Annotated in this window: 20 protein-coding genes; 5 read left to right on the top strand and 15 right to left on the bottom strand. The window is 52.4% G+C overall.

What is annotated here, in order from left to right:
- Nucleotides 1–553: 553 nt before the first annotated feature.
- The 4 genes from PAECUDRAFT_RS17565 to PAECUDRAFT_RS26445 all read right to left on the bottom strand — a co-directional run bounded on the left by PAECUDRAFT_RS17565 (nucleotide 554) and on the right by PAECUDRAFT_RS26445 (nucleotide 8,953).
- Complete coding sequence (locus PAECUDRAFT_RS17565; RefSeq protein WP_006039477.1) at nucleotides 554–1,273, bottom strand: LbetaH domain-containing protein; 720 nt, start codon at nucleotides 1,271–1,273, stop codon at nucleotides 554–556.
- Between the two features lie 123 nt (nucleotides 1,274–1,396).
- A complete protein-coding gene (locus tag PAECUDRAFT_RS17570) occupies nucleotides 1,397–2,494 on the bottom strand; it encodes a LacI family DNA-binding transcriptional regulator (protein ID WP_050794389.1) in 1,098 nt (365 codons plus the stop codon).
- Nucleotides 2,495–2,659: 165 nt separating this feature from the next.
- A complete protein-coding gene (locus PAECUDRAFT_RS17575; RefSeq protein ID WP_006039479.1) occupies nucleotides 2,660–3,517 on the bottom strand; it encodes a patatin-like phospholipase family protein in 858 nt (285 codons plus the stop codon).
- Between the two features lie 180 nt (nucleotides 3,518–3,697).
- Nucleotides 3,698–8,953 (bottom strand): galactose-binding domain-containing protein, encoded by a 5,256-nt coding sequence (locus PAECUDRAFT_RS26445; protein ID WP_006039480.1) that lies wholly within the window; start codon nucleotides 8,951–8,953, stop codon nucleotides 3,698–3,700.
- Nucleotides 8,954–9,269: 316 nt separating this feature from the next.
- Here PAECUDRAFT_RS26445 and PAECUDRAFT_RS17585 point away from each other — a divergent pair, with 316 nt between their 5' ends.
- A complete protein-coding gene (locus PAECUDRAFT_RS17585) occupies nucleotides 9,270–10,187 on the top strand; it encodes an aldo/keto reductase (protein ID WP_006039481.1) in 918 nt (305 codons plus the stop codon).
- A 274-nt stretch (nucleotides 10,188–10,461) separates the two neighbouring features.
- Here PAECUDRAFT_RS17585 and PAECUDRAFT_RS17590 read toward each other — a convergent pair whose 3' ends face one another.
- The 3 genes from PAECUDRAFT_RS17590 to PAECUDRAFT_RS17600 all read right to left on the bottom strand — a co-directional run bounded on the left by PAECUDRAFT_RS17590 (nucleotide 10,462) and on the right by PAECUDRAFT_RS17600 (nucleotide 15,731).
- The gene (locus PAECUDRAFT_RS17590; RefSeq protein WP_006039482.1) at nucleotides 10,462–10,719 is read right to left on the bottom strand and encodes a hypothetical protein; all 258 of its coding nucleotides are present in this window, start codon (nucleotides 10,717–10,719) and stop codon (nucleotides 10,462–10,464) included.
- Nucleotides 10,720–10,821: 102 nt separating this feature from the next.
- Nucleotides 10,822–11,607, bottom strand: a complete 786-nt coding sequence (locus PAECUDRAFT_RS17595) for a DUF6060 domain-containing protein (protein WP_006039483.1) — start codon at nucleotides 11,605–11,607, stop codon at nucleotides 10,822–10,824.
- A gap of 407 nt (nucleotides 11,608–12,014) precedes the next feature.
- Complete coding sequence (locus PAECUDRAFT_RS17600; protein WP_006039484.1) at nucleotides 12,015–15,731, bottom strand: S-layer homology domain-containing protein; 3,717 nt, start codon at nucleotides 15,729–15,731, stop codon at nucleotides 12,015–12,017.
- Between the two features lie 664 nt (nucleotides 15,732–16,395).
- Here PAECUDRAFT_RS17600 and PAECUDRAFT_RS17605 point away from each other — a divergent pair.
- Complete coding sequence (locus tag PAECUDRAFT_RS17605; protein WP_006039485.1) at nucleotides 16,396–17,199, top strand: class I SAM-dependent methyltransferase; 804 nt, start codon at nucleotides 16,396–16,398, stop codon at nucleotides 17,197–17,199.
- A 96-nt stretch (nucleotides 17,200–17,295) separates the two neighbouring features.
- Here PAECUDRAFT_RS17605 and PAECUDRAFT_RS17610 read toward each other — a convergent pair whose 3' ends face one another.
- Nucleotides 17,296–18,243 (bottom strand): serine O-acetyltransferase, encoded by a 948-nt coding sequence (locus PAECUDRAFT_RS17610; RefSeq protein ID WP_006039486.1) that lies wholly within the window; start codon nucleotides 18,241–18,243, stop codon nucleotides 17,296–17,298.
- A gap of 174 nt (nucleotides 18,244–18,417) precedes the next feature.
- Between PAECUDRAFT_RS17610 and PAECUDRAFT_RS17615 the strand changes: the two genes are divergently transcribed.
- The 3 genes from PAECUDRAFT_RS17615 to PAECUDRAFT_RS17625 all read left to right on the top strand — a co-directional run bounded on the left by PAECUDRAFT_RS17615 (nucleotide 18,418) and on the right by PAECUDRAFT_RS17625 (nucleotide 20,842).
- Entirely contained in the window at nucleotides 18,418–18,696 is a 279-nt protein-coding gene (locus tag PAECUDRAFT_RS17615; RefSeq protein ID WP_006039487.1) for an ArsR/SmtB family transcription factor, read from the top strand.
- Nucleotides 18,697–18,774: 78 nt separating this feature from the next.
- Nucleotides 18,775–19,971, top strand: a complete 1,197-nt coding sequence (locus PAECUDRAFT_RS17620) for an MFS transporter (protein ID WP_006039488.1) — start codon at nucleotides 18,775–18,777, stop codon at nucleotides 19,969–19,971.
- Between the two features lie 160 nt (nucleotides 19,972–20,131).
- On the top strand, nucleotides 20,132–20,842 hold the full coding sequence (locus PAECUDRAFT_RS17625; RefSeq protein ID WP_006039489.1) for a metallophosphoesterase family protein: 711 nt from the start codon (nucleotides 20,132–20,134) through the stop codon (nucleotides 20,840–20,842).
- Between the two features lie 357 nt (nucleotides 20,843–21,199).
- Here PAECUDRAFT_RS17625 and PAECUDRAFT_RS17630 read toward each other — a convergent pair whose 3' ends face one another.
- The 7 genes from PAECUDRAFT_RS17630 to PAECUDRAFT_RS17660 form a co-directional block, all read right to left on the bottom strand.
- Nucleotides 21,200–21,811, bottom strand: a complete 612-nt coding sequence (locus PAECUDRAFT_RS17630) for a flavin reductase family protein (RefSeq protein ID WP_006039490.1) — start codon at nucleotides 21,809–21,811, stop codon at nucleotides 21,200–21,202.
- Nucleotides 21,812–21,844: 33 nt separating this feature from the next.
- Nucleotides 21,845–22,453, bottom strand: a complete 609-nt coding sequence (locus PAECUDRAFT_RS17635) for an alpha/beta hydrolase (RefSeq protein ID WP_199558769.1) — start codon at nucleotides 22,451–22,453, stop codon at nucleotides 21,845–21,847.
- A 2-nt stretch (nucleotides 22,454–22,455) separates the two neighbouring features.
- Nucleotides 22,456–23,406: a ring-cleaving dioxygenase gene (locus PAECUDRAFT_RS17640; protein WP_006039492.1), complete on the bottom strand. Its 951-nt coding sequence runs from the start codon at nucleotides 23,404–23,406 to the stop codon at nucleotides 22,456–22,458.
- Between the two features lie 116 nt (nucleotides 23,407–23,522).
- Nucleotides 23,523–23,975 carry a MarR family winged helix-turn-helix transcriptional regulator gene (locus PAECUDRAFT_RS17645; RefSeq protein WP_006039493.1) on the bottom strand — a complete coding sequence of 151 codons (453 nt, stop codon included), beginning with the start codon at nucleotides 23,973–23,975 and terminating at the stop codon, nucleotides 23,523–23,525.
- A gap of 77 nt (nucleotides 23,976–24,052) precedes the next feature.
- Nucleotides 24,053–25,150, bottom strand: coding sequence for a GerAB/ArcD/ProY family transporter (locus PAECUDRAFT_RS17650; protein ID WP_006039494.1), 1,098 nt, complete (start codon nucleotides 25,148–25,150; stop codon nucleotides 24,053–24,055).
- Nucleotides 25,147–25,392 carry a hypothetical protein gene (locus PAECUDRAFT_RS25945; RefSeq protein WP_006039495.1) on the bottom strand — a complete coding sequence of 82 codons (246 nt, stop codon included), beginning with the start codon at nucleotides 25,390–25,392 and terminating at the stop codon, nucleotides 25,147–25,149. Before PAECUDRAFT_RS25945 ends, PAECUDRAFT_RS17650 begins: the two co-directional genes overlap by 4 nt.
- Nucleotides 25,393–25,403: 11 nt before the next feature.
- Nucleotides 25,404–26,570 carry a Ger(x)C family spore germination protein gene (locus tag PAECUDRAFT_RS17660; RefSeq protein ID WP_006039496.1) on the bottom strand — a complete coding sequence of 389 codons (1,167 nt, stop codon included), beginning with the start codon at nucleotides 26,568–26,570 and terminating at the stop codon, nucleotides 25,404–25,406.
- Nucleotides 26,571–26,586 lie beyond the last annotated feature (16 nt).

The following is a 26,586-nucleotide window of genomic DNA, read 5'->3' on the forward strand; positions in this document are numbered from 1 at the left end:
CCAGTTTAGTTACAGCATTTTCAAGTAGATTGTTGAAAGAATTTTCGGGTATATTAGTCATCGAGTAGGGCTCCTTCTTGGTGCGTGTGGTAACCCCGAGAATACCCTACTTTTTTGCTGCCTGTTAAGGCTCCAAATGTTGGTACACAAACAACTTTACATCATCCGGCTGCTCCGATAGGGCAGATTTTTGTGCCCTATTCGCGCCGGGGCGCGGCGGCTGCGCCGATAGGGCACATTTTTGTGCCCTATTCGCCCCGGGGCGCGGCGGCTGCGCCGATAGGGCAGATTTTTGTGCCCTATTCGCGCCGGGGCGCGGCGGCTGCGCCGATAGGGCACATTTTTCTGCCCTATTCGCGCCGAGGCGCAGCCGCTGCTCCGATAGGGCACATTTTTCTGCCCTATTCGCGCCGAAGCGCGGCGGCTGCGCCGATAGAGCACATTTTTGTGCCCTATTCGCGCCGGGGCGCAGCCGCCCAGCGCAACCAAAAAAAGCAGAGCCGAAATCGCTCTGCTTTTTTGCATATATGCAACTATGAATCCGATCACAAGACTAATGATTCTTCGCCAAGCCGCAGCTGCATCGCTTGCTGCCGAACAGCATGTTATAGCTCGCAGGAAAAGCTTGATTGACGCGCTGCACGCCCTTAACGAATTGCTTCTGATCCGTAGGAACCTCGTTCAATCGGTCCGCTTTGGCCTGTGTATCAATCATTGCACCCGGCGGGACGAACCGATTCTCGCGAATGCGCACGCCGCTCGTGACAACCGCTTGATTAGAAACAAATGCACCGCTTCCAACCTCCGCATCGAACACAAGCGCCTGAAACCCGACAAACACATTGTCTCCTATAGCGCAAGGGCCATGCACGAGTGCACCATGCGCGCAGGTGACGCCATTGCCGATGTAGATCGAATACGAGCGCCCGTTCACCGTAACCTGTTCATCCTTCAAGCCATGCAGCACAACGCCATCTTGAATATTCGAGCCATCCCCGATATAGAACGGCGATCCCTCGTCGGCACGTATGCTGACGCATGGCGCAATAAATACATTATCGCGGACCGTCACATCGCCGATAATGCTCACGAACGGGCTGATGAACGCCGATCCGCTAATCGCGGGCGCTTTCGATTGCGGAACCGTGGGCGTCCTCGGATTCGGGCTTATAAATCGGATGAACATATTAAACGGACCTTCCGGCTTCAAAAAATGGGTCAGTGCCCGGAGCTTGCTGCTCTCCCCGGCCCCCTCTTTGCTGTCTGCCTTCATCGCATCCCCGCCTCGACTCGTTTCTTTCACTATATGAGCAGAGAGGGAACTCCTGAACCGGAACCATCCTGTGGGCTGTTTGACGATTTGGTTATTGCCGATACGCTATGCCGCCGACGGAGCTCATGCGCCGCACGATTCCCGAATCATCAGCTCCGGCGTATGGTTGATGCTGATCTCTTCCTCCGAGCCATTAATTGCGCTTATGAGCTGCAGCACCGCCATTCGCCCCAAATATTCATTATGCTGATCCAAGGAAGTCAGCCTCGGGACGCTGTATTCGCCCGATGGGAACTGATCGCAGCTGGCAATCGCCATATGCTCCGGGCATTGAAGCCCTCTATCCTTCATCGCGCGAATAGCGCCGAGTGCGACCATATCGTTAATGGCAACGACAGCGGTCGGGAGCTGCGAGTTGGAATCCGCGTCCCCCGCCATGTCGAGCAACTGGTTCATCGCGCTATATCCATCTTGCGCATAATAGTCGGACAGCACCACATGCCGCGGGTCCACTCGCTTTCCTAATGCAGACAGCGCCTGCTGGAACGCTTCAACGCGGGCCGAGGTAACCCGGATGCCCGGCTCTCCCCCGATAAACCCGATGCGTTCATGATTCAGCGCGACAAAATGATGAACAATCGCCGTAACGCCCTGCTTCAAATTGCGTTCGACGAACAGGCAATCGCATCCATCGACGCGGCTGCCAACGATAACGACAGGCACTTGGCGGTGCATCTGATTCAACGCCTTCAGGAATTCGTCCGGAATGTCCTCCTTATCCATGCTGCCGCCGAGAATAAGTACGCCGTCCACTTGCTTTTCGAGCGCTATTTTATAATAATCCGCTTCCGTCAGCTCCTCTGCCGGGCGCTGCTCCCCTCGCACGAACATCGTGTTAAACATGAGCGTCGCGTATTGATGCTGCAGTGCGAAACGCTCGACCTGCTGGAACAGCGAAGCGAAATAAGGATTCGTAATATCCGGTAAAATAACGGCAATATTGCGCGTCGTATGGTTCACCATCCCTCTGGCAAACACGCTCGGCGTATAGTTATATTCGTCGATGATCCGCTGGATTTTCTCCCGCTTCTTCGGGGATACCGACGGGCTGTTGTTCAGCACGCGCGATACGGTTGAGACGGATACGCCGCTTTTTTGAGCGATTTCGCTAATCGTTATTTTGCTTTTCACGTCAAGTCCTCCAAATCCGTCCGATAACATGGGCTATGGCTCGATTTTACTCTAAAAGAAGGATCGAATTCAACGCTAGTCTGGTATCGTTACCAAATCAAGTTCAGCTCTGACGCTTGCTCGCCGTCCACACAAAAAAAGGCGGTGCAGCATCCACTCTGCACCGCCTTTCCCGTATGTACACCTCCGCGCACGTTACCGCGTTCGCGCCACCCACGTCTTGATGGACGCCAGCAGCTGCTTCGCGTCCTCGTAGCCTTGCCGATGCAGCGCTTCGAGCTTCCTCGGATTACGCTCCATCCTTCCGACCTCCAGCGGGCGCTGCGGACGAATGACGAAAATGTTGCCCTTGCGCTCCTGATCGTCGATATAGGCAAGCGTATCATTGTAAATTTTGTGCCGGTGCAGCAATATCTTCACGAATTCCGGGAACTTGCCGTACGCACGCCGCACGAACCAGCCGAACCGGTTGCGCCCTTTGCGATACTCGCTATTCCGGGTCAGCACGACGATATTGCGCTTGTAGCCATCCCCCTCTGCCTGACGCAGTGGAATGGGGTCCGATATCCCCCCGTCGAGCAGCGCTTTACCCTCGTACTCCACAATCGGCGCGATGAACGGCAGCGAGCTTGACGCTCGCAGCACCTTCCACAGGTCAAAGCCCGGGTCTGTCTTATTATGATAAATCGTCTTGCCCGTACGGATATCTGTTGTGCCTACGACGAATTGCTCCGGGCTATCCATAAACGCTTGATTGTCAAAAGGAACGAGCACGTTCGGAATCTCATCGAATATAAAATCCATGCCAAACAATTGACGGCTCTTCCACATGTTGCGCCATGAAAGATACCGCCAGTCTTTGACCCACGTCTTATTAATTTCTTGATTCCGTCCCAACTGTCTCGATATATAACTCGCGGCCATGCAAGCGCCAGCGGATACCCCTACCGTATAAGGAAAATAGATATGTTGTTCCGAAAAATAGTCCAGCACGCCTGCCGTGTACACGCCGCGCATGCCGCCGCCTTCTAAAACCAAGCCGACGCCTTCCATTCCCATTTGCCCCCTAGACACGATACGTTAACGTTAACTTTACCTATTGTACCTATCGGTAATCAAACTCGTCAAATGCTAACAAACGGCAGCGATAAGCTGCCTTCTGGTCAGGACGCATACACATAGTAGCCCCCGACCATTGGTCGGGGGCTGCCACTTTTCCTACTTCACTCTACATTAAGAGCCTAACACTTCGAACTCCCACAAGGAGTAGCCATAGCCTGTCGTACGTGCCGTGCCGTACATGCGAACGTATCTGCCGTTGACCGGGGAGCTGAACGTAATGTTTTCTACGCCGCCCGTTCCGTTTGTTTTCGTATAAGCATCCACCCACGTCGCGTTGTCGCTGGACACTTGAATCTTGTAGTCTTTGCCCGCAGCCGTTTCCCAGTTCAGCTTAACGCCCGTAAGCGAGTAGCTTGCGCCAAGGTCAACTTGAATCCATTGCGGATCGCTATTGTTGGATTCCCAACGCGTATTCGCATTGCCGTCGAAAGCCGCTGCCGCTGTGTTGCCACCTACTTGGGAGAAGGCGGTTGCCGTTTTGTTCAGCGCTTTGTTCGTCGGCGTGCCGCCGCCAGTGCCGCCGGAACCGCCTGAGCCGTATACTTCAAACTCCCACAGCGAGTAGCCGTAGCCCGTCGTGCGAGCCGTGCCGTACATGCGAATGAATTTGCCGCTTGCTGGCGTTGCGAACGTAATGTTTTCTACGCCGCCTGTTCCGTTTGTTTTCGTGTATGCATCCGTCCAGGTTGCATTATCGTTGGATACTTGGATTTTGTAATCCTTGCCCGCTGCCGTTTCCCAATTGAGCTTCACGCCTGTAATGGTGTACGTAGCGCCCAGGTCAATCGTAATCCACTGCGGGTCTTGGCCAGCCGATTCCCAACGCGTATTAACGTTGCCATCGATTGCCGCAGCCGCTGTATTGCCGCCTTGCGCCGTCAATGCCGTAGCCGTTTTGTTCAATGCGATATTGGAAACCGCGCCGCCGATCGTAATGACCGATGTTGCAACTGCGGAATCCGTGGCGCCCGATTTGAACGCAATTGCCTTCACCGTCGTAGTCGCCGTTACCGGGAATGCGCCTGCATAGACCGTACCCGTCGTTGCCGTTGGGTTCGAGCCATCCGTCGTGTAACGGATCGATGCGCCTGCCGTTGCCGTGCTGATCGATACATTTTGCGTTCCTGTGTACGTGCCCGTTGCAGGCGTAATGACAGGCGTATCTACCTGCGTTGACGTTGCTGGCGAGCCGTAAACCTCGAACTCCCATAACGAGAAGCCGTAGTTCGTCGTTCTTGCCGTGCCAAGCATGCGTACATATTTGCCGGTTACTGGCGCCGTGAACGTGATGTTCTCAATTCCGCCTGTTCCACCTGTTTTCGTATAAGCATCCGTCCATGTCGCATTGTCGCTGGACACTTGGATTTTGTAATCCTTGCCCGCTGCCGTTTCCCAATTGAGCTTGACGCCCGTAACGCTGTACGTTCCGCCAAGGTCTACCGTAATCCATTGCGGATCGCTAGCAGCCGATTCCCAACGCGTATTCACGTCGCCGTCAAATGCTGCTGCAGCCGTGTTGCCGCCTTGCGCCGTGTACGCCGTAGCTGTTTTGTTCAGCGCACGGTTTACGTTCGTCGCGCCAATCGTAATGACGGATGTTGCTAATGTGGAGTCTGTCATGCCGGATTTCACTGCAATTGCCTTCACCGTCGTCGTTGCCGAAACCGTGAACGCACCTGCATAAACCGTTCCCGTCGTTGCCGTTGGCGTAGAGCCGTCCGTCGTATAACGGATTGTTGCGCCTGCCGTTGCGTCCGTAATCGTTACGCTCTGCGCGCCAGTGTACGTGCCCGTTGCAGGAGAGATCACAGGCTGCGCCACTTGGCTTGCCACGTTGATCGTGTACGTCGCAGTCGACGTAGCCGAGTCATTCATCAGATCCTTGAATGCTTTAGCTTTGATTGTCGTGTTCTGCGACACAGTAATCGGCGCCAAGTATTTCGCGGAAGAAGCATTCGGCTCGGAGCCGTCCGTCGTGTAACGAATCGTTGCGCCTGCCGTCGTCGTGGAAATCGCTACCGATTGTGCAGCGCTGTACGAGCCGCTTGCTACGCTGAACGTCGGTGCTGCGACTTGACCGTTCGGTGCTGGCGGTTGAACGCCGTTCACTGGGTTAGCCGCTACCGTTTTCAGCGGAGGCACGGTTACCGTACCTACGATGCTGCCAGCAGCATTGCGGAATACAACGTATTGCGTCGTGCTCGTCGGGTTCCAAATGTTTGCCGTGTACGTGCCGTTCTTCTTGAACATTTGGTACGTCGTCCAGTTGGACGAATAGATATCGGTCGTACGCGTACCGAATGCATCCATTGCATGGAGGAACCAGTACGTGTTCGGCCATTCTTTCTTGCCGTTGTTATCGTCGTTCGCGATTTTCGTTGGATCCCATTTCGCCAATGCGCCTTGCGGATCGCTCAACGCTTGGAATGGCCAAATGATATGGTACCAGCCCGTTTCGTTGCCGCCCTTATCTTGCTTGAACGCCGTGTACGCTCTTGCAGCTGCGTCTGGGCGCACGCCGAAGTACGTCATGTAAGGAGCGGTCGGCAGCCATTGGATGCCGTACATATTGTTCGCGTCAGCCGCGAAATAAGTGCCGTAGTAGTTTTTGCTGCCGTAAACCTGTGCAACTACGCCATGATTGAAGCCTGGCAGCCAGTTGTCCTGGTCATAGTTGAACCAGTATTGAAGAACCGAATTCGTTTCAACCGCATATACCCACATGCCTGCATCGCGGTAAGCTTTGTTATCCGTTACAACGCCCCACAGATATTCGCCTGCGTAAGCGAACAGCGCTTCGGACGTTGCTTCTTGGTTGTTGCCGTCATAGTTATCGCCATAGCCGCCTGCCCATGAAACGCCCTCATACGGATCGAAAGCGCGCATGAACGGATACATCGAATCCGTGCGCGACGGGTTGCCTACGTCACGGATCAGGTGCTCGACCATGCCGCCGTAGTTGTTCAGGAAGTCTTTGTCGTACGTTGCGAGTACTGCAGATGCATAGATGTAGTAGCTCCATACATAGTGATGGTCGGACATCCACTTCGCCATGCCGTGGTCGCCGCCGTCGCCTTGCATAGCGCCCCACTCAGGCGAGTAGTACAGGTAGAATGGATAGTCGTTCGGCCATCCGCCGCTGTACGTGTACCAGTTGGTGAGGATATTTTTGAGAATCGACAAGGACTTGTCCCGAATTGCCGTCTCTCCCAATTGGTCTGCAATCAGCACCGCTTGCGCGAGCGGATGCAGGTTTTTGCCTTCCCAGTACGGGTCATCCCACATGTAGTTGTTCTCAAGCATCGTGTTTGTGTTGTTCAGGTAGCTGATTACTTCAGCGCGATTGTAGCCTGCGGAGCCTGTTGGCTCAGCGAATTGCGGAATAATGCCCTCAAATTTGTTCTGAACGAAGAACGTATTGCCTTCATGCACTTTCATCGTGCCGCGGATCGATGGATACGTCAGTGCCGTCAGGGACGTTGCGGACGTAATCGTCTTCCATTGGTTAGGCAGGAGCGCCATCAAGGAATCGGACGAGAAGCCGCTGCGCTTCAGTTGAACCGTCGACTGGTACGTCGTCGAAACGTTGCTTGTTGCGTCTTCTACGTTATAGCTTGCTTTCGTGTCCGTCACGAACGCGTAACCATGCTGGTAGTAGTAGTTCAGATTGCTGTTAGCAGGCAGTGTGCCGATGGACAAGTAGTTTTCGCCGCTGCCCAATTGGATCGTCAGCTTGCCGTTAACCTTCTTGAACACCGTGCCAGCCGGAGCAAACAAGCCGTACGATCTTACTTTGTTGTTGCCGCCCGTGTCGACGTTCGCGATTTCCACGCCGATGTGGTCAGCCGTTACAGTCGAGCCCTCTGCTGCGAGCAGCGTGTTGTTGCTGTCATCGAAGAAGCGAGTCGACGTGCCGTTCAGCACGAGGAATGGCGAGGATGGATCCGAGAACTCGTTGAACAGGTAAGGCGAGCCCTTCACGATCGTCGTCTTCATTTTGAACGTGTTGTCATCGCTAAGCACGGCTCTTACCGAGTAGTCGCCATAGCCGTCAACCTTGGACGACATCGTCATCGGGTTGATGTTGCTGGCCATCAGGTAGAAGTCAGGCGCGCCTGCCGTGCTCATCGTTTTGCCGTCTGCCGACACATAGCCTGCACCCGGGTTCATAACGCTGAGGCCTTGGTCCGTGTACTGCGTACGGAATGGCAGCGCGACGATGCCGTCACTCAGGCGTTTGATCAGAATCGATTGCCACCAGCCGCCGGAAGGCAGCGGACCCGTAACATTCGCTGTTTTGTAAGTTGGATAAGTTGGTGAAGTCGTCGTAATATCGTTGGTTTTGTAGCTGCCTGCGCCAACGCTTACGATTTGCGGAACCGGTTTAGCCGGAATTTGCACCGGTGGAATCGGATCGCCATTCACGAAATCATAGACTTCCATCTCGTACAGCGAGTAGCCGAAGCCCGTGCCTCTTGCGAAGCCGGACAAGCGGACATAACGCCCGTCAGCCTTGATCTTGATCGTCTCTACGCCGCCTTGGCCATAGAGCTGGCGGTATACCGTCGTCCAGTTGGTGCCGTCATTGGACACTTCAATGTCATACGATTTGCCGTAAGCCGATTCCCAGTTCAGGATGACCGTACCAATCGTATGCACGCTGCCGAGGTCCACGCTGATCCATTGCGGGTCCCATGACTCGGAAGACCAACGCGTCGTGTAGTCGCCATCGAATGCTTTGGAAGCATTCACGATTCCCGGATCCGTCGACCACGTAGGCACTTCCCACGTCGAAGCATTTGTCGGCTTGTTGATCGCAATGTTCGTAGGCGCCGGAGGCTGTGGCGTCGTGAATTCGCCATATACTTGGAACTCATATAAGGAGAATCCGAAGTCCGCCAATGCGCGCTGTTGGCACAGCACCCGCACATAGCGGCCTGAACCCGACAGGTTCGTCAAATCGTTGATGCCGCCAGTTCCCGTTGTCGTCGAATAGATGTCCGTCCATGTGTTCGCGTCATTGGACACTTGGACTTTATATGCTTTGGCATATGCGCCTTCCCAGCTCAGATATACGCGATTGATATTCGCGACGGAGCCCAGATCGACATAGATCCACTGCGGGTCCATCTGCCATACGCTCGCCCAACGCGAGCTAATGTTGCCGTCTACCGCCCGTTCTGTCATATTGGCGCCTTCTGTGGAAGATGCCAGCACCGGTTTACGAAGCGACAACAGCTGGGAAGCTGCTGCGTGGGCCGGGGCCGCACCCACAAGGGACATCAAGCTGACCAGCAATGCCATACTGAGCGTAATCGCAATCATGCGATTCATGCTTCTGAAGCTGTTCACTTTCAATTGATGCACTTCAACTACCTCCTTCAATGAATGGATGAAGCATTCTCGCGCCAAATGTGTCAGTATCCCCCCATTTACAGTTCAACCATCGTATTCCTCCAGTAAATGAGAATGCATTCCCTATAATGGTAGAGGACGGAAAGATAGATTTATAGAAGTCATATTTCCATTCATACGGTGCATTTTTTAGATAGTTATCTGGCGCATAACGATTGGCTCACTTGAAAACAACGTTGTAATTGTGCCACAATAAAACAGGCAGCGTTTACACGCCATTATCGACATACATACGTACAGGCACAGCCTGCGAGGAGGATACAAATTGATGAGAACGATCAAGCTCGGAACTAGCGCGCTAGAGGTTCCTGTAGTCGCTGTAGGATGCATGCGGATGCAATCGCTGGACCAGACAGGGGCGGAGCGCTTCGTCCAAACTGCGATCGAAGCAGGCGCGAACTTCTTCGAGCATGCTGATATTTACGGCGGCGGCGAGTGCGAAACGATTTTCTCCAAAGCGATTCACATGAACGATTCCGTTCGCGAACAAATCATTCTCCAGTCCAAATGCGGCATTCGCCAAGGCACGTTCGACTTCTCCAAGGAGCATATCCTCAACTCCGTTGACGGCATTTTGCAGCGATTGAATACGGACTACCTCGACGTTCTGCTGCTGCACCGTCCGGATGCGCTCGTGGAGCCGGAAGAAGTAGCCGAAGCGTTCGACCTGCTGGAAAGCTCGGGCAAGGTTCGCCATTTCGGCGTATCCAACCAAAATCCGATGCAAATCGAATTGCTGAAAAAATTCGTGAAGCAGCCGCTTGTAGCGAACCAACTTCAACTGAGCATCACGAACGCGCACATGATCGCCAACGGCGTCAACGTGAACATGGCCAATGATTCGGCTGTGAACCGCGACGGAAGCATTTTGGACTACTGCCGCCTGCATGACATGACGATTCAGCCATGGTCGCCGTTCCAATACGGCTTCTTCGAGGGCGTATTCCTTGGCAGCGACAAGTTCCCGGAGCTGAATGCGGCAATCGATAAAGTGGCGGCAAAATACGAGGTAAGCAGCACGACGATCGCTATTGCTTGGATTCTTCGCCATCCGGCGCGCATGCAGCCGGTCGTCGGCACGATGAACCTGGAACGCCTGCAAGACTGCTTCAAAGCAAGCGAAATTACGCTGACGCGCGAAGAGTGGTACGAGATTTACCGCGCGGCGGGCAATATTTTGCCATAGAAAATTCCGTAGGTAGATAGACAGAAGGTGCTTGTTCAAAAGATCAATTGATCTTTTGAACAAGCACCTTCTTAATGCTTCAATCTGTACCGCTAGGTCACATTTAGAGCAGTCTTATAAATATGGCAGGCATCTTTATCCAATTTCGGACAAGAATACTTATCTTCTTTATTCATTTGATGGTGAATAATTCGGAGTAACTTCTCAAGCGATAATCCCCAGATATTATATGTAGAAGCTATTCCGACAAAATTTACTTAGTTAAGAATCATGTTTAGCCTGCATTCCGTGATTCCTTAATTAATCCTACAACAAACCATAACGCGCCTATTACGCTAAGAAGCACGCCACCTGCGATTGTGTAGTTCGTGATATTCCATATTCGAGATGGAACCGCTTGAATAAATAATTGATATGAATCTCCTATATTATTAGCTTTTACGCCGTAGATAATAATTTTCTCGAGTGTTCCTAGTACAATTAATTCAATACCAAGTATGAATATGACAAATTGATAAATGGATCTGTTCATGATTAACCCCCCTTATATTATCGAAAAGAGTTAAACGATTATACGAGTTTAACTCTTTTCAAGTATATATGAAAGTACTAGACAATAAAATATAATTACATTTTATGCATCAATAGCCAAAGCCCATACGCCATAAGTGAAGTGTTGATTTCCTACAGAGAATTTTTCTGGTGTTGCTCCCCATATTCCGTTTTTCGTTTCGACAGGTACATAGCCTACAATATCTGCATAGTAGCCAATTACCAAATCTCCTTTAGAGAAATCATAGATTGGCGCAAACGTAAGGTGTCCCTTTTTCCCTTTTGCAACATAGAGCGTATATCCAATTTGGCTAGTCTCCGCAGTACTCCATGTATAAGAAAAGCTAGAACTACCTTTTATTGCACTCTTTTCAGCCTGTGCAGTAATGTTTGCCGACCAAGATTCGGTTGAAGTAATTCCGAGGTTAGCTGTGATCGCACAGTTTTGCGCGGAATTTCTACAATCTACAATATCTGATGCAATTCGCGGAGTCTGAACTGCTGACCAATGTTGGGTTTCAGTATAGAAATATACTGAAGTCATACTCATTGGCTGGATTCCGATATTTGAGTCCGCTGGAGCGATTGCTTGATTACCATCTTCAATAGTTGGTAAGTTATTAGAATTTGAGTTTTCTAATATTTCTTTGTACGACTCAAGAGATATTGGAGTTCCGTCGGACATAAAGGCTTGGGTATAATCTACATTGGCTACACTGTCATGGAGTAATTCAACACCATTTTTCTTAGTAATTTCATAACGAGCGTGTTTCCCATCTTTTGCCGATGTAAATCCCGTGTTCAGCGACAAAACAACCAATAACGATAAACTACTAAGGACAACCGTTTTAAAGCTTTTCTTAATCACAGTACACATTCTCCTTTTTTTACTTTTTTTGTATTTTACTACTTCAAAATCTTAGCACTCTTTTTTTTCAGGAACAAGACCTATTATTTCGACATAATTTGCATAATTATTAGATTGGATAAGGAGGTAAGATTTCCATATGAATGTGAAATTCGGATATTTAGCAATTAGTCGGGAGGTTGCAAGTAAGACATTTCCTATGTATAAATGATAAATTGGACCTAAGTATCACATAGTGCTGACGCGCGAAGAGTGGTACGAGATTTACCGCGCGGCGGGCAATATTTTGCCATAGGTTTAAGTTATTAGAACGACAAACGGCTGCATGCGGGTTCGATTCGCGAACCAGCATGCAGCCGTTTTTTATTATGCGCTAGGATGCGCAGCCAAGAATAACATGTTTACTTTTATGGCATATGGTTCCCTATAAACTGATAAGATCCGATCGGGTAAATATTCCATTCACCGTATAGAGAAAACGTAGACGAACCGGAATAGATGCCCGACTTCCTAACGATCGTTCCGCCTGCAGGCAGCAGCTGATCATGGGAGCTAGGATCTCCGATCACATCCACGACCTGCCCGTTTTTCTTCAGCACAAGCGCGACGACATTATACGCGGTTGGATTGTACAGATTCGCCTCTTCGTTGTAATACATCGCGTTCGTTAGATCAAAGAAATCATAGAAGGTCGAATTAATCACGATATACGGCATGTTGGGATAAGTGCTGAACACCGATTGCGTATCAATCACCACGCTGTTGCTCTGTTTATTGAACCTGTGCACTTCCAGTGTATAGCCTTCCGCCTTATGGGAGGGGTCTCCGTCCCCATTAAAGTACAGTTCAATGGCACTTCTCCCATTGCCTCCATCCATGTACTCGGAGAAGTACATGCCTAGCGGCCCCTGTGCCTCCTCAATCAGTTGAATGACCGCAGCTTTTCCATCGGCTCCTACAACCCAGGTCAGATTCGCAGTGTCTTGGACGGTTATGGCTGTTCCGTTAAAGATCGTCGGCCCTGATAGCGTAGCATCTGCGTTCCCTTTGTATATCGTAAAGGACGTCTCGTTAGGGAATAGCGCACGCAGATCATACACGATTGGATCTTTGATTCCCCGCTTCGTTCGAATGACAACTGAACCATTCGTGACAAGCGGAGCTGAACGCACATTGAAATCATAGGAAGCCGTGCCTCCTCTGCCGTCGTCCGCCGTAACGGTTACGACTGCGCTTGCAGCTCCAGTACCCGGCGTAACCGTAAGCATGCTGCCCGAAACCGATACATCAGCGCCCTCGGAAGAACTGCTGACTGCGGAGAACGTCATGACATCTCCTTCCGGATCGCTGAACAAGTTGCTCAAATCGTAGGTTCGCGTCGCCGTAATGCCGATTGTCAGCACTTGAAGCGGAATCGAGGCGACAACGTCCGGGTTGTGATTCGCATTGCTCGGCGCGGCATTGACGGTGACCGTAAACACCGCGTCCTCCGCCGCTCCATGCGTATCCGTCGCCGTCAGCGTTATGTTCGCCGTTCCCGCAGCTGCGCCATGCACCGTCAGCTGCGTGCCGCTTACGCTGGCCAAAGCCGTGCCCGCGTCCGATGACGACGCCGTGAAGGTCAGCGCATCCCCGTCGCTGTCGCTAAATACATTGGCCACGTCCAGCGTAAAGTCGCTTCCCCCTACTGTGAGCGTCTGCGCGCTTGGCGCTTGGATCACCGTTGGTTTGTGGTTCGGACTGCTCGGCGCCGCATTGACGGTGACCGTAAACACCGCGTCCTCCGCCGCTCCATGCGTATCCGTCGCCGTCAGCGTTATGGTCGCCGTTCCCGCAGCCGCGCCATGCACCGTCAGCTGCGTGCCGCTTACGCTGGCCAAAGCCGTGCCCGCGTCCGATGATGCCGCCGTGAAGGTCAGCGCATCTCCATCGCTATCGCTAAATACATTCGCTGCATCCAGCGTAAAGTCGCTTCCTCCTACTGTGAGCGTCTGCGCGCTTGGCGCTTGGATCACCGTCGGTTTGTGGTTCGAACTGCTCGGCGCCGCATTGACGGTGACCGTAAACACCGCGTCCTCCGCCGCTCCATGCGTATCCGTCGCCGTCAGCGTTATGGTCGCTGTTCCCGCAGCTGCGCCATGCACCGTCAGCTGCGTGCCGCTTACGCTGGCCAAAGCCGTGCCCGCGTCCGATGACGACACCGTGAAGGTCAGCGCATCTCCGTCGCTGTCGCTAAATACATTGGCCACGTCCAGCGTAAAGTCGCTTCCTCCTACTGTGAGCGTCTGCGCGCTTGGCGCTTGGATCACGGTCGGTTTGTGGTTCACAGGTTTGATGGTAAGTACAAACGACTTTGTCAGTAAGCCGCCTCGTCCATCGTCCGCTTGGATCGTAATCGTCGTTGTCCCTGCAGTGAGAGGCGTCAACGTCAGCTGGCTGCCGTTCATCGTAATCCTCGCGACCCGAACACGGGAAGAAAGCACCTCATAGCTTAAGCTGTCCCCGTCGGGATCGCTGATGAGAGAATCCAGCATCAGTACAAGCGGCCCGTCGCCAAGCGTCAATTCTTTATCTTCAATGTTGGAGGCGGTCGGCGGCATATTAGACGTCGCAGACCCTTGGCTAGATGCGCTCCCCGAGGTCACAGAATACGTAACGGTCGAAGTTGGAACACCCGTTCCATAAGTAATAGAAGGAATTCCATTTCCTTGGCCGATTTCAACATGCGCCTTCGCATCCAACACCTCAAGCTTGTTGACGGTTCCCCCATTAGTCAGCTGAACAGACGCCGTAGACTGTACGGAAATGGTACCGATCGTTCCACTGGCAATATTCAGCTTGATCGACTGCGAGCCCGTAATCACAAGGTTCTCTATAGAGCCTACAATCTTAAGCTCGGTGACGCCATCCGCCAGTTCAACCTTCTCCACCTTCGCGTCGCTGCCACTAAACAGGAGGGCATCCGATGAGACCGTCATCTGCGCGATCGTGGTGCTGCCCGTCGCTTCAACGCGCACGCCGGTCTTGTCCACATCGACAGTTCCAAGCTTGGAATCCTCGAACACAACCGTGTTGTCATCGCCGCCCTGCACTTCAGTGCGACCAAGCACCGTTAGCTGATGGGCAAAAAAATCGTTTTCCAGCTTGGAGGATATCTTAAAATTACCGGAAACGGTCAAATTGCAGACCGTAAGATAGTCGCCATCCAGCGTCAAATTGCCTTCCAGAACGGAACCATGGCCATCCAGCGTTAAATTTCCAGTGAATTCACCTGCATCCTTGCCTGCAGCTTGTCCACTGGCATGCAGCTGAAGCGATGTGATGCGTTCAAGCTTTCGACCATTTGCACTAAAGGTCAGCGTAGACCCCTTCAGCACTTCCGCATTTGAAGGAGACAGCACGCCTTTAACCTTATCGGAAAGCTGGTACTGCACTCCGTTTATCCAGACCCGGTTCTCCTCCACTTTGCCCAGTTGGCTTGGACGGGCGGTTGGAAAAAAGGTCTGGAGCAGCATTTCCGCAGCTTCCTGCCTGCTAATCGTACCTTTCGGATGGAACGCACCCCCTTCGGCCGTCATTACGCCCTGGCTAAGAGAAGTCAACACATAAGGACGAGCCCATTCCCTGACGGCTTCCCAGTCCGTCACCTCGGCAGCAGCTGCTTCCGATTGGACCAGTGCCGATTCAGAAGCGCGCTCCAGCACAACCGCCAGCTCTTCACGCGTAATCAGACTTGCGGGACGAAAGCACCCCTCTTTGTCTCCCGTCATAATGCCGGCAGCGCGTACCGCCTCGATCGCATGCTCTGCCCAACTGCCCGGAATCACATCGGAGAAACTTCCTTTAACGCCAGCTTGAGGAAGCTGCAGCGCCCGTTGAATGACAACCGCCAGCTCCGCTCGCGTCAATGCCGCATGCGGGTGAAACTCGCCCGTAGGCGTCCCCAGCAGCAGCCCTTGCCGCGCTGATTCTATAATGGATTGCTGAACATTCTTCGGTACGTCAGCAATATCACTAAAAGAACCCGCTGGAGCTGAAGCGGCGCCAGCAGCCGTTGATTCGGAAAGATGAAGTCCCGAAGACAAGAGCGCTATTGCCAAACAAGCAGCTAAATGTTTTTTCATTAATCTCTCTCCAATACATATGTAATAAGACCTATATCGGTAGAACCGAGAGGGAGGTTTAGTGTATAGTTCTAAAGGCATATAAAAAAATCAAAGAATAGTGGCTTGCAGCGTACTGATGCGAGTTAAACAGCTGTGTAACGGACCGGAATGACGCTATTTGCCGAAAATAGGTCGTTTAAAAATCGTAACGGACCCAGTAGCCGCTATTCACCCTAAAATGCCTCGTTCAGGCCAAGTTTCGCACAAATAGTGCCCCCTGAGTCCGTTAGCCGCAAAGCTTCGCGTATTCGTGTTAATTAACGCCCGCTCGGTCCGTTAGCTGTCGTTCATTAGATCCAATCACAGAACGTTCCCCCTCTCATTTCCATCCTTATAATGGAAACAGAAACACTCCATCCCTCACGAAATTTCGGCACAAAAAAGCGCAGGAAAGCTTCCTACGCTTTTCTTATCCATACCCTTTTCTCATCTATCCGTTCCCTTCACATCCGTTTAGGCAGCTTCAGTTCGGTAAAATAATATAATTTTCCACCATAAATCTAAGCCGTTTGCTTATCAAATCAAAGCATGCTAGAGTAAGAAAATCATACAAATAATTACTAAAATTGATAGCCTTATAGGATGCTAGGCAAAGCCAAATTAGCGACGGGAGTGTTCGTTCATGTCTGATGCGACGCAGTATGCGAATACAGGCAAATTCAATGCTAGAGTTGAGCTTCACGCGAGGTTTAGTACGAACGCTTATCCGTGGCCCCGGTGGGTGCGGGATCAAATCGAAGCGCCGGAGCAAGCAGATGTGCTGGAGCTTGGCTGCGGCACAGGGCTGCTATGGCTGGCGAATGCGGATCGTATTCCCGCCGGCTGGCAGGTCACGCTTTCTGACTTCTCCGAAGGAATGCTCGAAGGTACGAAAGCTGCTCTTGCGGCAGTCAATCATCCATTCCGCTATGAGCAAATGGACGCTTCGCATATCCCCTACCCTGATGACTCATTCGATCTCATTATCGCCAACCATATGCTTTATCACATCGAAGACCGCCAGCAGGCGCTTCGTGAAATCGCTCGCGTCCTGCGGCCCGGCGGCATTCTATGCGCATCGACGATCGGGAACGGCAACATGCGTGAGGTCAAGTCGCTCATGCGCGACTTCCGTTCCGGTTCTAATTATGAGGCAGCGCTGGGTACCGTTTCCGAGCGGTTCTCGCTCGATAACGGAGCCGAACAGCTCGGGCAGGTTTTCAAGCAAATCGAAACCCGATTGTACGCCAACACCCTGCACGTAACAGACCCGGAAGCAATCGTGCGCTACTTGCTTTCGGTCAACGGCTTAATCGAAGGGGCTGTGGCGCTTCCGCCTGAGCTTGTGGAATCTTTCAGCGCCTTCCTGCAAAGCCGGTTGGACGATGAAGGCGCCTTCGATATCAGTACGGAGTCGGGGTTGTTCATCGCCCGTAACAACGGGTAGCCTACAAAAAAAGCCGCAAGATAGAGGCAGTTAACGATGAACCGTTAACGCCCCTGATTGCGGCTTACTTTTGCATGGACTAGCTTATGAACGGGATCAAATGCTCCAATCCACGTTCTCCTCTTGCCTGAACTCCTGCGGCGCACGGCCTCGAATAATCAGCTCCGGATTTTTAACCGTGACGCGGGCTCCTTCCGGCACCGACTTCGAGATAAACACATTGCTGCCGATGATGACGCCCTTGCCAATGACGGTTTCTCCTCCGAGAATCGAAGCGCCGGAATAGACCGTAACATCATCCTCCAGCGTTGGATGGCGCTTAACGCCATTCAGCGCTTGTCCGCCGCGCGTCGATAAAGCGCCCAGCGTCACGCCGTGATAGATTTTCACCCGATTGCCGATGACGGTTGTCTCGCCGATTACGACGCCTGTGCCGTGGTCAATAAAGAAGGAATGGCCGATCTTGGCGCCTGCATGGATATCAATTCCCGTCAGGTTATGCGCGTACTCCGTCATGATCCGAGGGATTAGCGGGACGGACAAGGAATGGAGCTCATGCGCCGCACGATAAATGCCCACCGCGAACAGCCCCGGGTAGGAGAAAATGATTTCGCTCGTATTGCTCGCTGCAGGATCGCCATCATAAGCGGCCTGTACATCCGTTGCCAGCACCGCGCGCAGCGCCGGGACCCTGCTAAGAAACTCGGTAACGATCGTCTCTGTCCGATCCTTCACCTGCTCTTGGAACGCTGCATCCTGATGGTCATTCTCATAACGCAGGACGCGGCAAACTTGATCGGACAAGATCTCATGGATTTTAATGAGCGTCTCCCCGATTTGGTAATTCATTGTCGCCTCGTGCATATTTTGCTTGCCAAAATAGCCCGGGAACAGCAGCTCGCGCATTAAGTGAATAACCTCAATGATACGATTCCGGTTTGGCAGCAGCGTAGGATCGATCGAACTATTTATCGGGTAATCCCGGTAGCTGTTCCCAATGTTTGCAACTAACTCGTTAAGCTTGCCATGAAAGACGCCACGCAATGAAAGCTCCCCTTTGCCTGTGTAATAACGGTCATATATAGCACAAACATACCATCATTCCTCGCGATGCTCAATCTTTTGACGGAAATCGAGAATGCCCTTGTCTGCCACTTTACTTCTGTAATTGGCTATGGTAAATTAATTTCGAAAATATTAGAAATAAAGGTGAAGACCATGGACGCAGCCCAAATGCAAGCACACGCCATTAAAGTTCATCGCGCATTAGGCGAACAGACGCGCTATCGCATCGTTCAGCTTCTAACAACAGAGGGGGATCTCTGTCCTGCGGAGCTTGAGAAGCGGTTGGAATCCATTCCGCTCTCTACCCTGTCCCATCACTTGAAGCAGCTTGTCGAATGCCAGCTACTCACTCCCCAGAAGCAAGGAACCTTCATTTACTACAGCCTAAATAGAGAAACCGTTCAAAAATTCGCTGCTTATTTGATCAGCTAAAAAATTTTAGTTCATATTTCGATATTACCGGAAATATCGAATTTATATAGATAGTTGACCATAAAGGAGATTTCGCCAATGTCCTCCACATGGAAAATCTACATTCTTACGCTAATCAGCTTCCTAGTCGGCACGTCTGAATATGTGATTGCAGGGATTCTCGATCAAATAGCGGCAAGCCTTTCGATCTCGCTCGTCGCCGCCGGTCAGCTCATTACCGTTTTCTCGATCGTCTATGCGTTTGGCACGCCGCTGCTCATTGCGCTTACCGCCCGATGGGACCGCCGCAAGCTGCTGCTTAGCGGGCTTGGTTTATTCGTCTTAGCGAACGGGCTCGTTTTTGCCCTCCCGGGATTCACGCTGTTTCTAGTTGCACGGATTATTATGGCGCTCGGCGCTGGCATTGTCGTCGTGACCGCGCTCACCGTCGCTTCTTCCATTGCGCCGCAGAACAAGCAAGGCAGCGCCATTGCCACTGTTATTATGGGCTTCACCGCGTCCCTCATCATCGGCGTTCCGATCGGTCGCATCGTCGCTGCTCATTTTGATTGGAAAATCATTTTCGCCGGCATTGTCCTGCTTGGCCTTGTCGCAATCATCGTGCTCTGGGCAACGATCCCTCATACGCAAAACGCCGCGCCCATCCCACTTCGCCAGCAGCTCGCCATCCTTCGGAGCCGTACAATCATACTCGCCCTAGCCATCAGCTTCTTCTGGCTGGCAGGATACTCAATCGCTTACACCTATATTTCTCCGTTCCTGCTGGATGTCACCGGCATGAATGAACAAACCCTCAGCGCTGCCCTGCTTGCATTCGGCATCGCCAGTCTCATCGGCTCCAAGCTCGGCGGCTACGGTACCGATCGTTGGGGCGTGCAGCGAACGCTCGTATCTGGCATGGTCCTGCATGTCATTGCATTGCTGCTGCTGTCGACAGCCATTCACTCGCCGATCATCGTGTTCGCAGCCTTAATGCTGTGGTCGTTCGCCGCATGGTCCTCAGGGCCAACGCAGCAATACAACCTCGTCACCTTAGCGCCAGAATCAGCCAGCATTATGCTCAGCCTCAACAGCTCCGTCATGCAGCTCGCCATGGCGGCTGGCGCAGGCATCGGCGGCATTGTGGTCGGGTCCGTGTCCTTGCGGGCCGTAATGTGGATGGGCGCGATCGGGGTTGCACTAGCAATTGGCATTATCGCGCTGTTAGCCCGATATGCGCGGTCGAACTGCCCCGAGCGCCACAATGCCGAAGCAGAGGAGCTGCAGCAGGCTTGACCTATACGCGGAAAATGGGTGCATAACGCATAAAAACCACAGCCCGCTAGGCTAGTGGTTTTTACGTTTGCGCATGAGCTAAATCCTTGAACTCCCTGTCTTATCCAGCTATACTTGCTCGATACACGCTATCCATTCATTCCTGGAGGAAGGGATTTCAATGGAAAGAACCATTATCATCAGCGACGTTCATGGATGCCTTACGCAATTGGAAGCCTTATTGCATCTGGTTCAGTTTCAGCCCCGCCGCGATCACTTGATCCTGCTCGGCGATCTGATCGATCACGGCCCGCAAAGCCGCGAGGCGATCGACTTCGCCATCTCGCTCGTTCGTGACGGCGCCGCTACAGCCATTCGAGGCAACCATGACCAGCGATTGATCGAAATTGTAAATGGCGATCCAGAAGCTATCGCGAAGTTTTTCAAGCATGGCGGCCAAGCGACGTACGAGAGCTATATCGGACCGCGGGAGCAACGGACGGAAACTGAGATGCTTCGGGAACTGCAGGAGCGAATTCCTGCCGAGTTCCCGCATCATCTGGATTTTATCGAGTCGATGCCTCACTACTTAGAGGATGAATCGTATATTTATGTGCATGCTGGCATCCATCCCGATTACGTGAGCGATTGGCAAAACCAGCCGCTACGGGAATTCCTGTATGTGAAAGAGCCATTCATCTCGCAGCCGACAGGCCTCAGCAAGCCCGTCGTGTTCGGTCATACGAAAACGATAGATATCCACGGCAAACCCGACATTTGGTTCGGTGCAGACAAGATCGGCATCGATGGGGGCTGCGCTTATGGGCATCAGCTGAACGCGCTTGTCGTGACGGGGGATGGAGAGCTACGGATGTACAGCGTGCCCGCTTGATTAGTAGCGAGGTTTGCACGCTCGCGCGCCAATAGGGCAGATTTTTCTGCCCTATTCACTCGGCTTACGCGCTCATGCGCCAAATAGGGCAGATTTTTCTGCCCTATTCACTCGGCTTGCGCGCTCACGCGCCAATAGGGCAGATTTTTCTGCCCTATTCACTCGGCTTACGCGCTCATGCGCCAATAGGGCAGATTTTTCTGCCCTATTCACTCGGCTTGCGCGCTCATGCGCCAATAGGGCAGATTTTTCTGCCCTATTCACTCGGCTTGCGCGCTCACGCGCCAATAGGGCAGATTTTTCTGCCCTATTCACTCAACCAACACGCTCAACTCAGCTCCTCGCGCCTTCGTTCGCTCACACCGGCCGCTCCACCGTAAACAGCTCGCCCAACTTCGCATAATCATTGCCTGCGAGCCTGCTCACCGGCCGCAGACCGTGCGGATCGATCCGTCCGTTCTCGTACAGCGACTCCGCAACGTGAAACTGCACAATCCGCGCAATCAGCAGGTCCGCCGCAGGCTGCTCAGCGGTGCCGCCGAGCGGGATTGCCCGTTCAAGCACGCATTCCATGCGGATGCTCGCCTCGGCGATCCCCGGTACGGCAACGCGGTCGCTCGCAATGGGGGTCAGCCCTGCCAGCGCCACTTCGCTCTCATCCGGCGGCAAACTCGCTGCGGTCGCATTCAGCTGTTCCACGTAGGATTCGGACGCAATGTGTACGACCAGCTCGCCTGTCGCAATTGCATTGCGCGCCGTATCTTTACGCTCGCCCTGCTTACGCTGGACGGAAATCGCGATCATCGGCGGATTCACCGTCACGATGGTAAAGAAGCTAAAGGGCGCCGCGTTCATCACGCCCTCCTGCGACAACGTCGTTACGAATGCGATCGGCCTCGGAATGATGCTTCCGATGAGCAGCTTATAATTGTCCTTATCGCTCTGTTGAGAAGGATCGATAGCAATCATGCGTTCAGCCCTCCGTTCTATTCCATGTGATCATCACGCAAAATTCCGTTCAAACCACGCCGCCGCCGCATCGGCCTCGGTTCTCGACAGCTGATGCCCTGTCCGCTCCCAATGGACCTCAACCTCCGCTCCCGCGTCGCTTAGCAGCTGCTGCAGCTCCTCCGTCTCCTGCGGCGAGCAGATCGGATCGTTCTCACCTGCCCCGATGAAGACGGGCACGCCGGGCAGATCAGGCAGCTTCACGCCACGGCGCGGCACCATTGGATGATGAAGGATTGCGCCTCTGAGCGAGCCCGCATGATGGAAGAGCAAACTCCCTGCGATGTTCGCCCCGTTAGAGTAGCCCACAGCAACGAAATTGCTTCGATCCAGCCCATATTCAGCCGCTGCCCAATTCAGAAAATCATGCAGCTCCTGCGTGCGGAATACGAGGTCCTCTTCATCAAACACACCCTCTGCCAGACGGCGGAAAAATCGCGCCATGCCATTCTCAAGCACATTGCCTCTTACGCTCAGCACCGAAGAAGTCGGGGAAACGAGCCTTGCCAGCGACAGCAGATCCCGCTCGGTGCCGCCCGTTCCGTGGAACAGGACGAGCACCGGCGCATTCAAATCAAATCCAGCCTGGAATAAATGTTTCATGCTCATTGTGCATCCTCCTCTAATACGCGCACTTGGATGGGCGGCAGCAGCGCTTCGATCTGCCCGCGATGCTCTTCGAACCATTCCGGCAGTTTAATTTCCTCGCCAAGCGCGTCCGGCGCTTCGTCGCGAGCGAATCCCGGCGGGTCTGTTGCAATCTCGAACAGGATGCCGCCTTCTTCACGGAAGTATAGCGCGTGGAAATATTGGCGATCGACGATCGGCGTCGGATGGAAACCGCTCTGCACAACATGCTCTCTCCACAGCGCATGCTCGGCATCATCCGCTGCGCGCCACGCAATATGATGGACGGTGCCTGCTCCGCCTGTGCCATGCGGCACCGCTTGAACCGGCAGATCGATCACGTTGCCGATGTCAGCCGTCGATTGGTACCGGGCATATACGCCTTCTTGGCCGACTTTGCGCAGGCCCATTACATGCTCAAGCAGATGCGCCGTTTTGTCTGGCGCCGTGCTGTACAATACAGCACCGCCGAAGCCTTTGATCGCTTTATCGACCGGCACGCCGCCGAATGCCCATTGACTAGGCGCCCCTGCTTCGCGCTCAACGATTTCAAGTTTCAGTCCGTCGCGATCTTCGAATTGCAGATAGGTCTCGCCGAATCGAACCGTCGTTTCATACGCAACATTAAATTTCTGCAAGCGCGCTTCCCAGAATGGCAGACTGCCCGTCGGTACAACATAAGAAGTGATGCCGACTTGGCCGCCGCCAACGCGGCCTTTACGCGAATTCGCCCATGGGAAGAACGTGATGATCGTGCCCGGACTGCCCTGTTGATCGCCGAAGTACAGATGGTACACTTCCGGCGCGTCGAAGTTAATCGTTTTTTTCACCAGCCGAAGCCCGAGAACCCCTGCGTAGAAATCAACGTTTTCCTGTGCGTTTCTTACGAATGCCGTAATGTGGTGGATACCTGCGGTTTGTTTTGTCATTTTAGCCATCTCCTTAAGCGGGTTTAGTTTTTATTTCGTTTATGATTAGCCTGATTGATTGACTTAGGTTCATTTTAAGAATCTTAAATTTAAGATATATGATGTGCAAAATGGCTCTACTTGAATCCATCCTGCGCGAACCGGCCCAGCTTCTTCAGCAACTGACTTGCCGCCTGCTTCTCTTCTGCCGTCAGTCCCGCCATCGCTTGGCCGATCACATCCGTATGCGTCGGAAATACTTCCTTGATAAACTGCTTGCCTGCATCCGTTATTTCCGCGAAAATGAGTCGGCGATCCTCCGTCGATGTCTTCCGCGATACGAACTGCTTCTTCTCCAGCTTATCGACGACATAAGTGATGTTGCCGCTGCTCATGAGCACTTTGCTGCCAATCTGTTGAATCGGTTGAGCACCCTTATGATACAGCAGCTCGAGTACGCCGAATTCGGTTCGGTTAAGCCCATGGCGCCGAATATCGCGATCCGCATGTGCATTCACCCACTGACTTGCTCTCGAAAGAGCAATGTAAAGATCCAGCGTTACGTCCTTATCCTTCGTCAGCTCCGTCATTGTGATCACCTCGCGTTCGTTTCATTTATCTTGATTTAAAGATAATACAATTTAAGATAGTTGTCAAGCGGGTCATGTTATGAATTTACGGATTTTCTTAAAAAGGCTGCGGTCGTAATGAAGACAAGCGGCAGCACGTATACCACCCCGACCCATAATGGATGAACGACGACCACAAGCTCCTCCCACTCCAGCATCGTCGCTGGCAGCGTAAGCGCCATTAGCTGAGTCATCACGCATAAAGGGTTAACCATTAGTCGACGATTGTTGATTTTGAACAGGTCCGTTACAATCGTCAAAATGGCAAACATCGTGATCGTGGCTTTCATAAGCGAGCCTGCGATCATGGACATCCCCACGATTGCTTCCATCCGTTCGATGATATCGCCAATCTCAATAATTTGAGCGAGCACGAACAACGGATATCGCTTCTCCGCCGCTAACGGGCCTAATGTCATGATCGTACAGATCGTCGACAAAATGAGAATGACGACGTTGATGATCATCATGCCGACAAGCATGGTTTTCAATTTTTTGGGGGCGCCTGTACGTGCATACGGCAAGACTGTCATAAATAAAACAACCTCTCCATAAGGAAACCCGAACGTAAAATAGCTGCCCAGAAGCATTGGTTTAATCCCTTCCGGGAAAATCGGAGCCAAAAAATCGAGGTGATAATCCGGGATAAGCAGCACGATGACAACCGCCCAAAATAAGATGACGATGACCGTCATAATGACAAACATGCGCGCTATGGTTTCAATACCCGCTCTCAATAATAGGGCAACCACAATAAACATCATGCCGGTGAATACGTATGCTGGCGTCTCCGGGAGCATCATGCTGTTCATAAAACCGGCGACATCAATTAAAATACCGGCCGCCATATGAAAAGCCATCGTTAGCATCAACCCGGCGACTGCAAACGTCGGCCACTTGCCGATTGTCTTTCGACAAATATCAATAAAGGATACGCCCGGATACCGATTTATCAAATAGAGCATCATCGCTAGCAAAGCGAGCCCGAATGCCAAGGAGATCAGAAGCGACAGCCATGCGGCATTCATCGCCATTCCGACGAGAGGCCCCGGGATGACGATAATCGCCGAGCCCGTGATGTAGATAAAGAACAAAAAGGCAGTTTGTACGACGCTGATCGTTTGCAGATTTTTCATGACGGCTTGACCTTCAAATAGCCGACGATTTGCCTTGCAGGCGCCGTCAACAGATGGTCCACGACCGTGTGCATATCCGGCAGTTCTCGGATCGTCAGATAGTCGACACAATAATAAATCGATAGCGTGAGGATGGTGTAATACATCCATTTTTCCCGCACGGCGGCGGTACGGGATGCTCGAAGGTCAGGCAAGAGCGCGATGGCGTAGGTCAATACCAGAACGATCATTTTCTCCTTCATCGGACTGCCTCCTACTTCATATAGATGGGCTTGCCAATGATCGTTAACGTGTTCAGCAGTCGAACGCTGCCCTTGAGTTCAATGTCAGCCTCGGCATAACGAGCGCCCCAGTCTTGCTTCCATTGTTTCCAAACACGCGGATTCTTCCGATACAAGGCATTCCCGATTCCGAGCAAATCGACTTCTCTCTTCTGCGTCTCCCGAATCGTACCGAGCAGACGCGCCTCCATCATTTGTTGGATTCGCTCGACGAAAGCTTTCTCATCCGATCTCTTCTCCAGCTTGGTGCACCGCAGGCTTCCGATATTGCCTGATAACTCGAAAGTCATTTGGACCCTCAGCTTGCCCGACTGAATGATTGGCTTCATTGTCGTTCGGACCGACTGCACCTCAATCGCTTCGGATTCCCCTTTTCCCTCTCCTTCATGGATGCAAGGGACATTCAGGATTCCTTTCTTAAACTGATTGGTAAGCATTAATAAATCTTCCGTCTGCGAAGCCGACATCGTGCCTACCATTTTACTGTCCCGGATGACTGCGAGTCCCGACATCGTCGCCTCCCCCTTCGGTTTGAGAGTTGCGATTGGAAGAATCGTATTGGGCACCTCGCTCTTTAATGCCTGAGCAAGACGAAGCAAGTTGACGGTCAGCGCCTTGCCCGAGGATCCACTTGCGTTTTCTTCCGTTTTGTTAAACTGCTGCGAAATGGTTTGCTCGATCATCGGCCTGACCTTCAAATATTCGGACGGTTCGCCCTTCGTAATCAATACTCTCGTTGTTATTCTCGCCTCATGATCGCGGTAAAAATATTCAAGCAGGGATAACAAATTATTCGTTCTCGCTGTTTGTTCGTCAAGGATGATAATGCGCATATGGCTCCATTGCGCTTTGCGTCCCAAATGAAGCGTGATATCGCGTACGGCCTCGAATATCGATCGGCCTTTTGTATTAATATTAATAAAGGATTTCTGCATGCTGCCGCCCTGTCCGCCCGCCTTCTGCGACGGTTTGAATATTTGTACGGTCAGGTGGACGATTTCCGGCTCGACGCTTTGGATCGCAACGCCCATCACGAAGCCTTTATCCAGCAACTCCACCCGGTTCCAACATCCTGTCAACAGGAATGCCGCCAAGAGCAAGGAAACAACCTTTCCTATTCGTCTCATCTCGCGCATCATACTTTCCTCAGAGTTG

Source organism: Paenibacillus curdlanolyticus YK9 (genome assembly GCF_000179615.1).
GTDB lineage: Bacteria > Bacillota > Bacilli > Paenibacillales > Paenibacillaceae > Paenibacillus_T > Paenibacillus_T curdlanolyticus.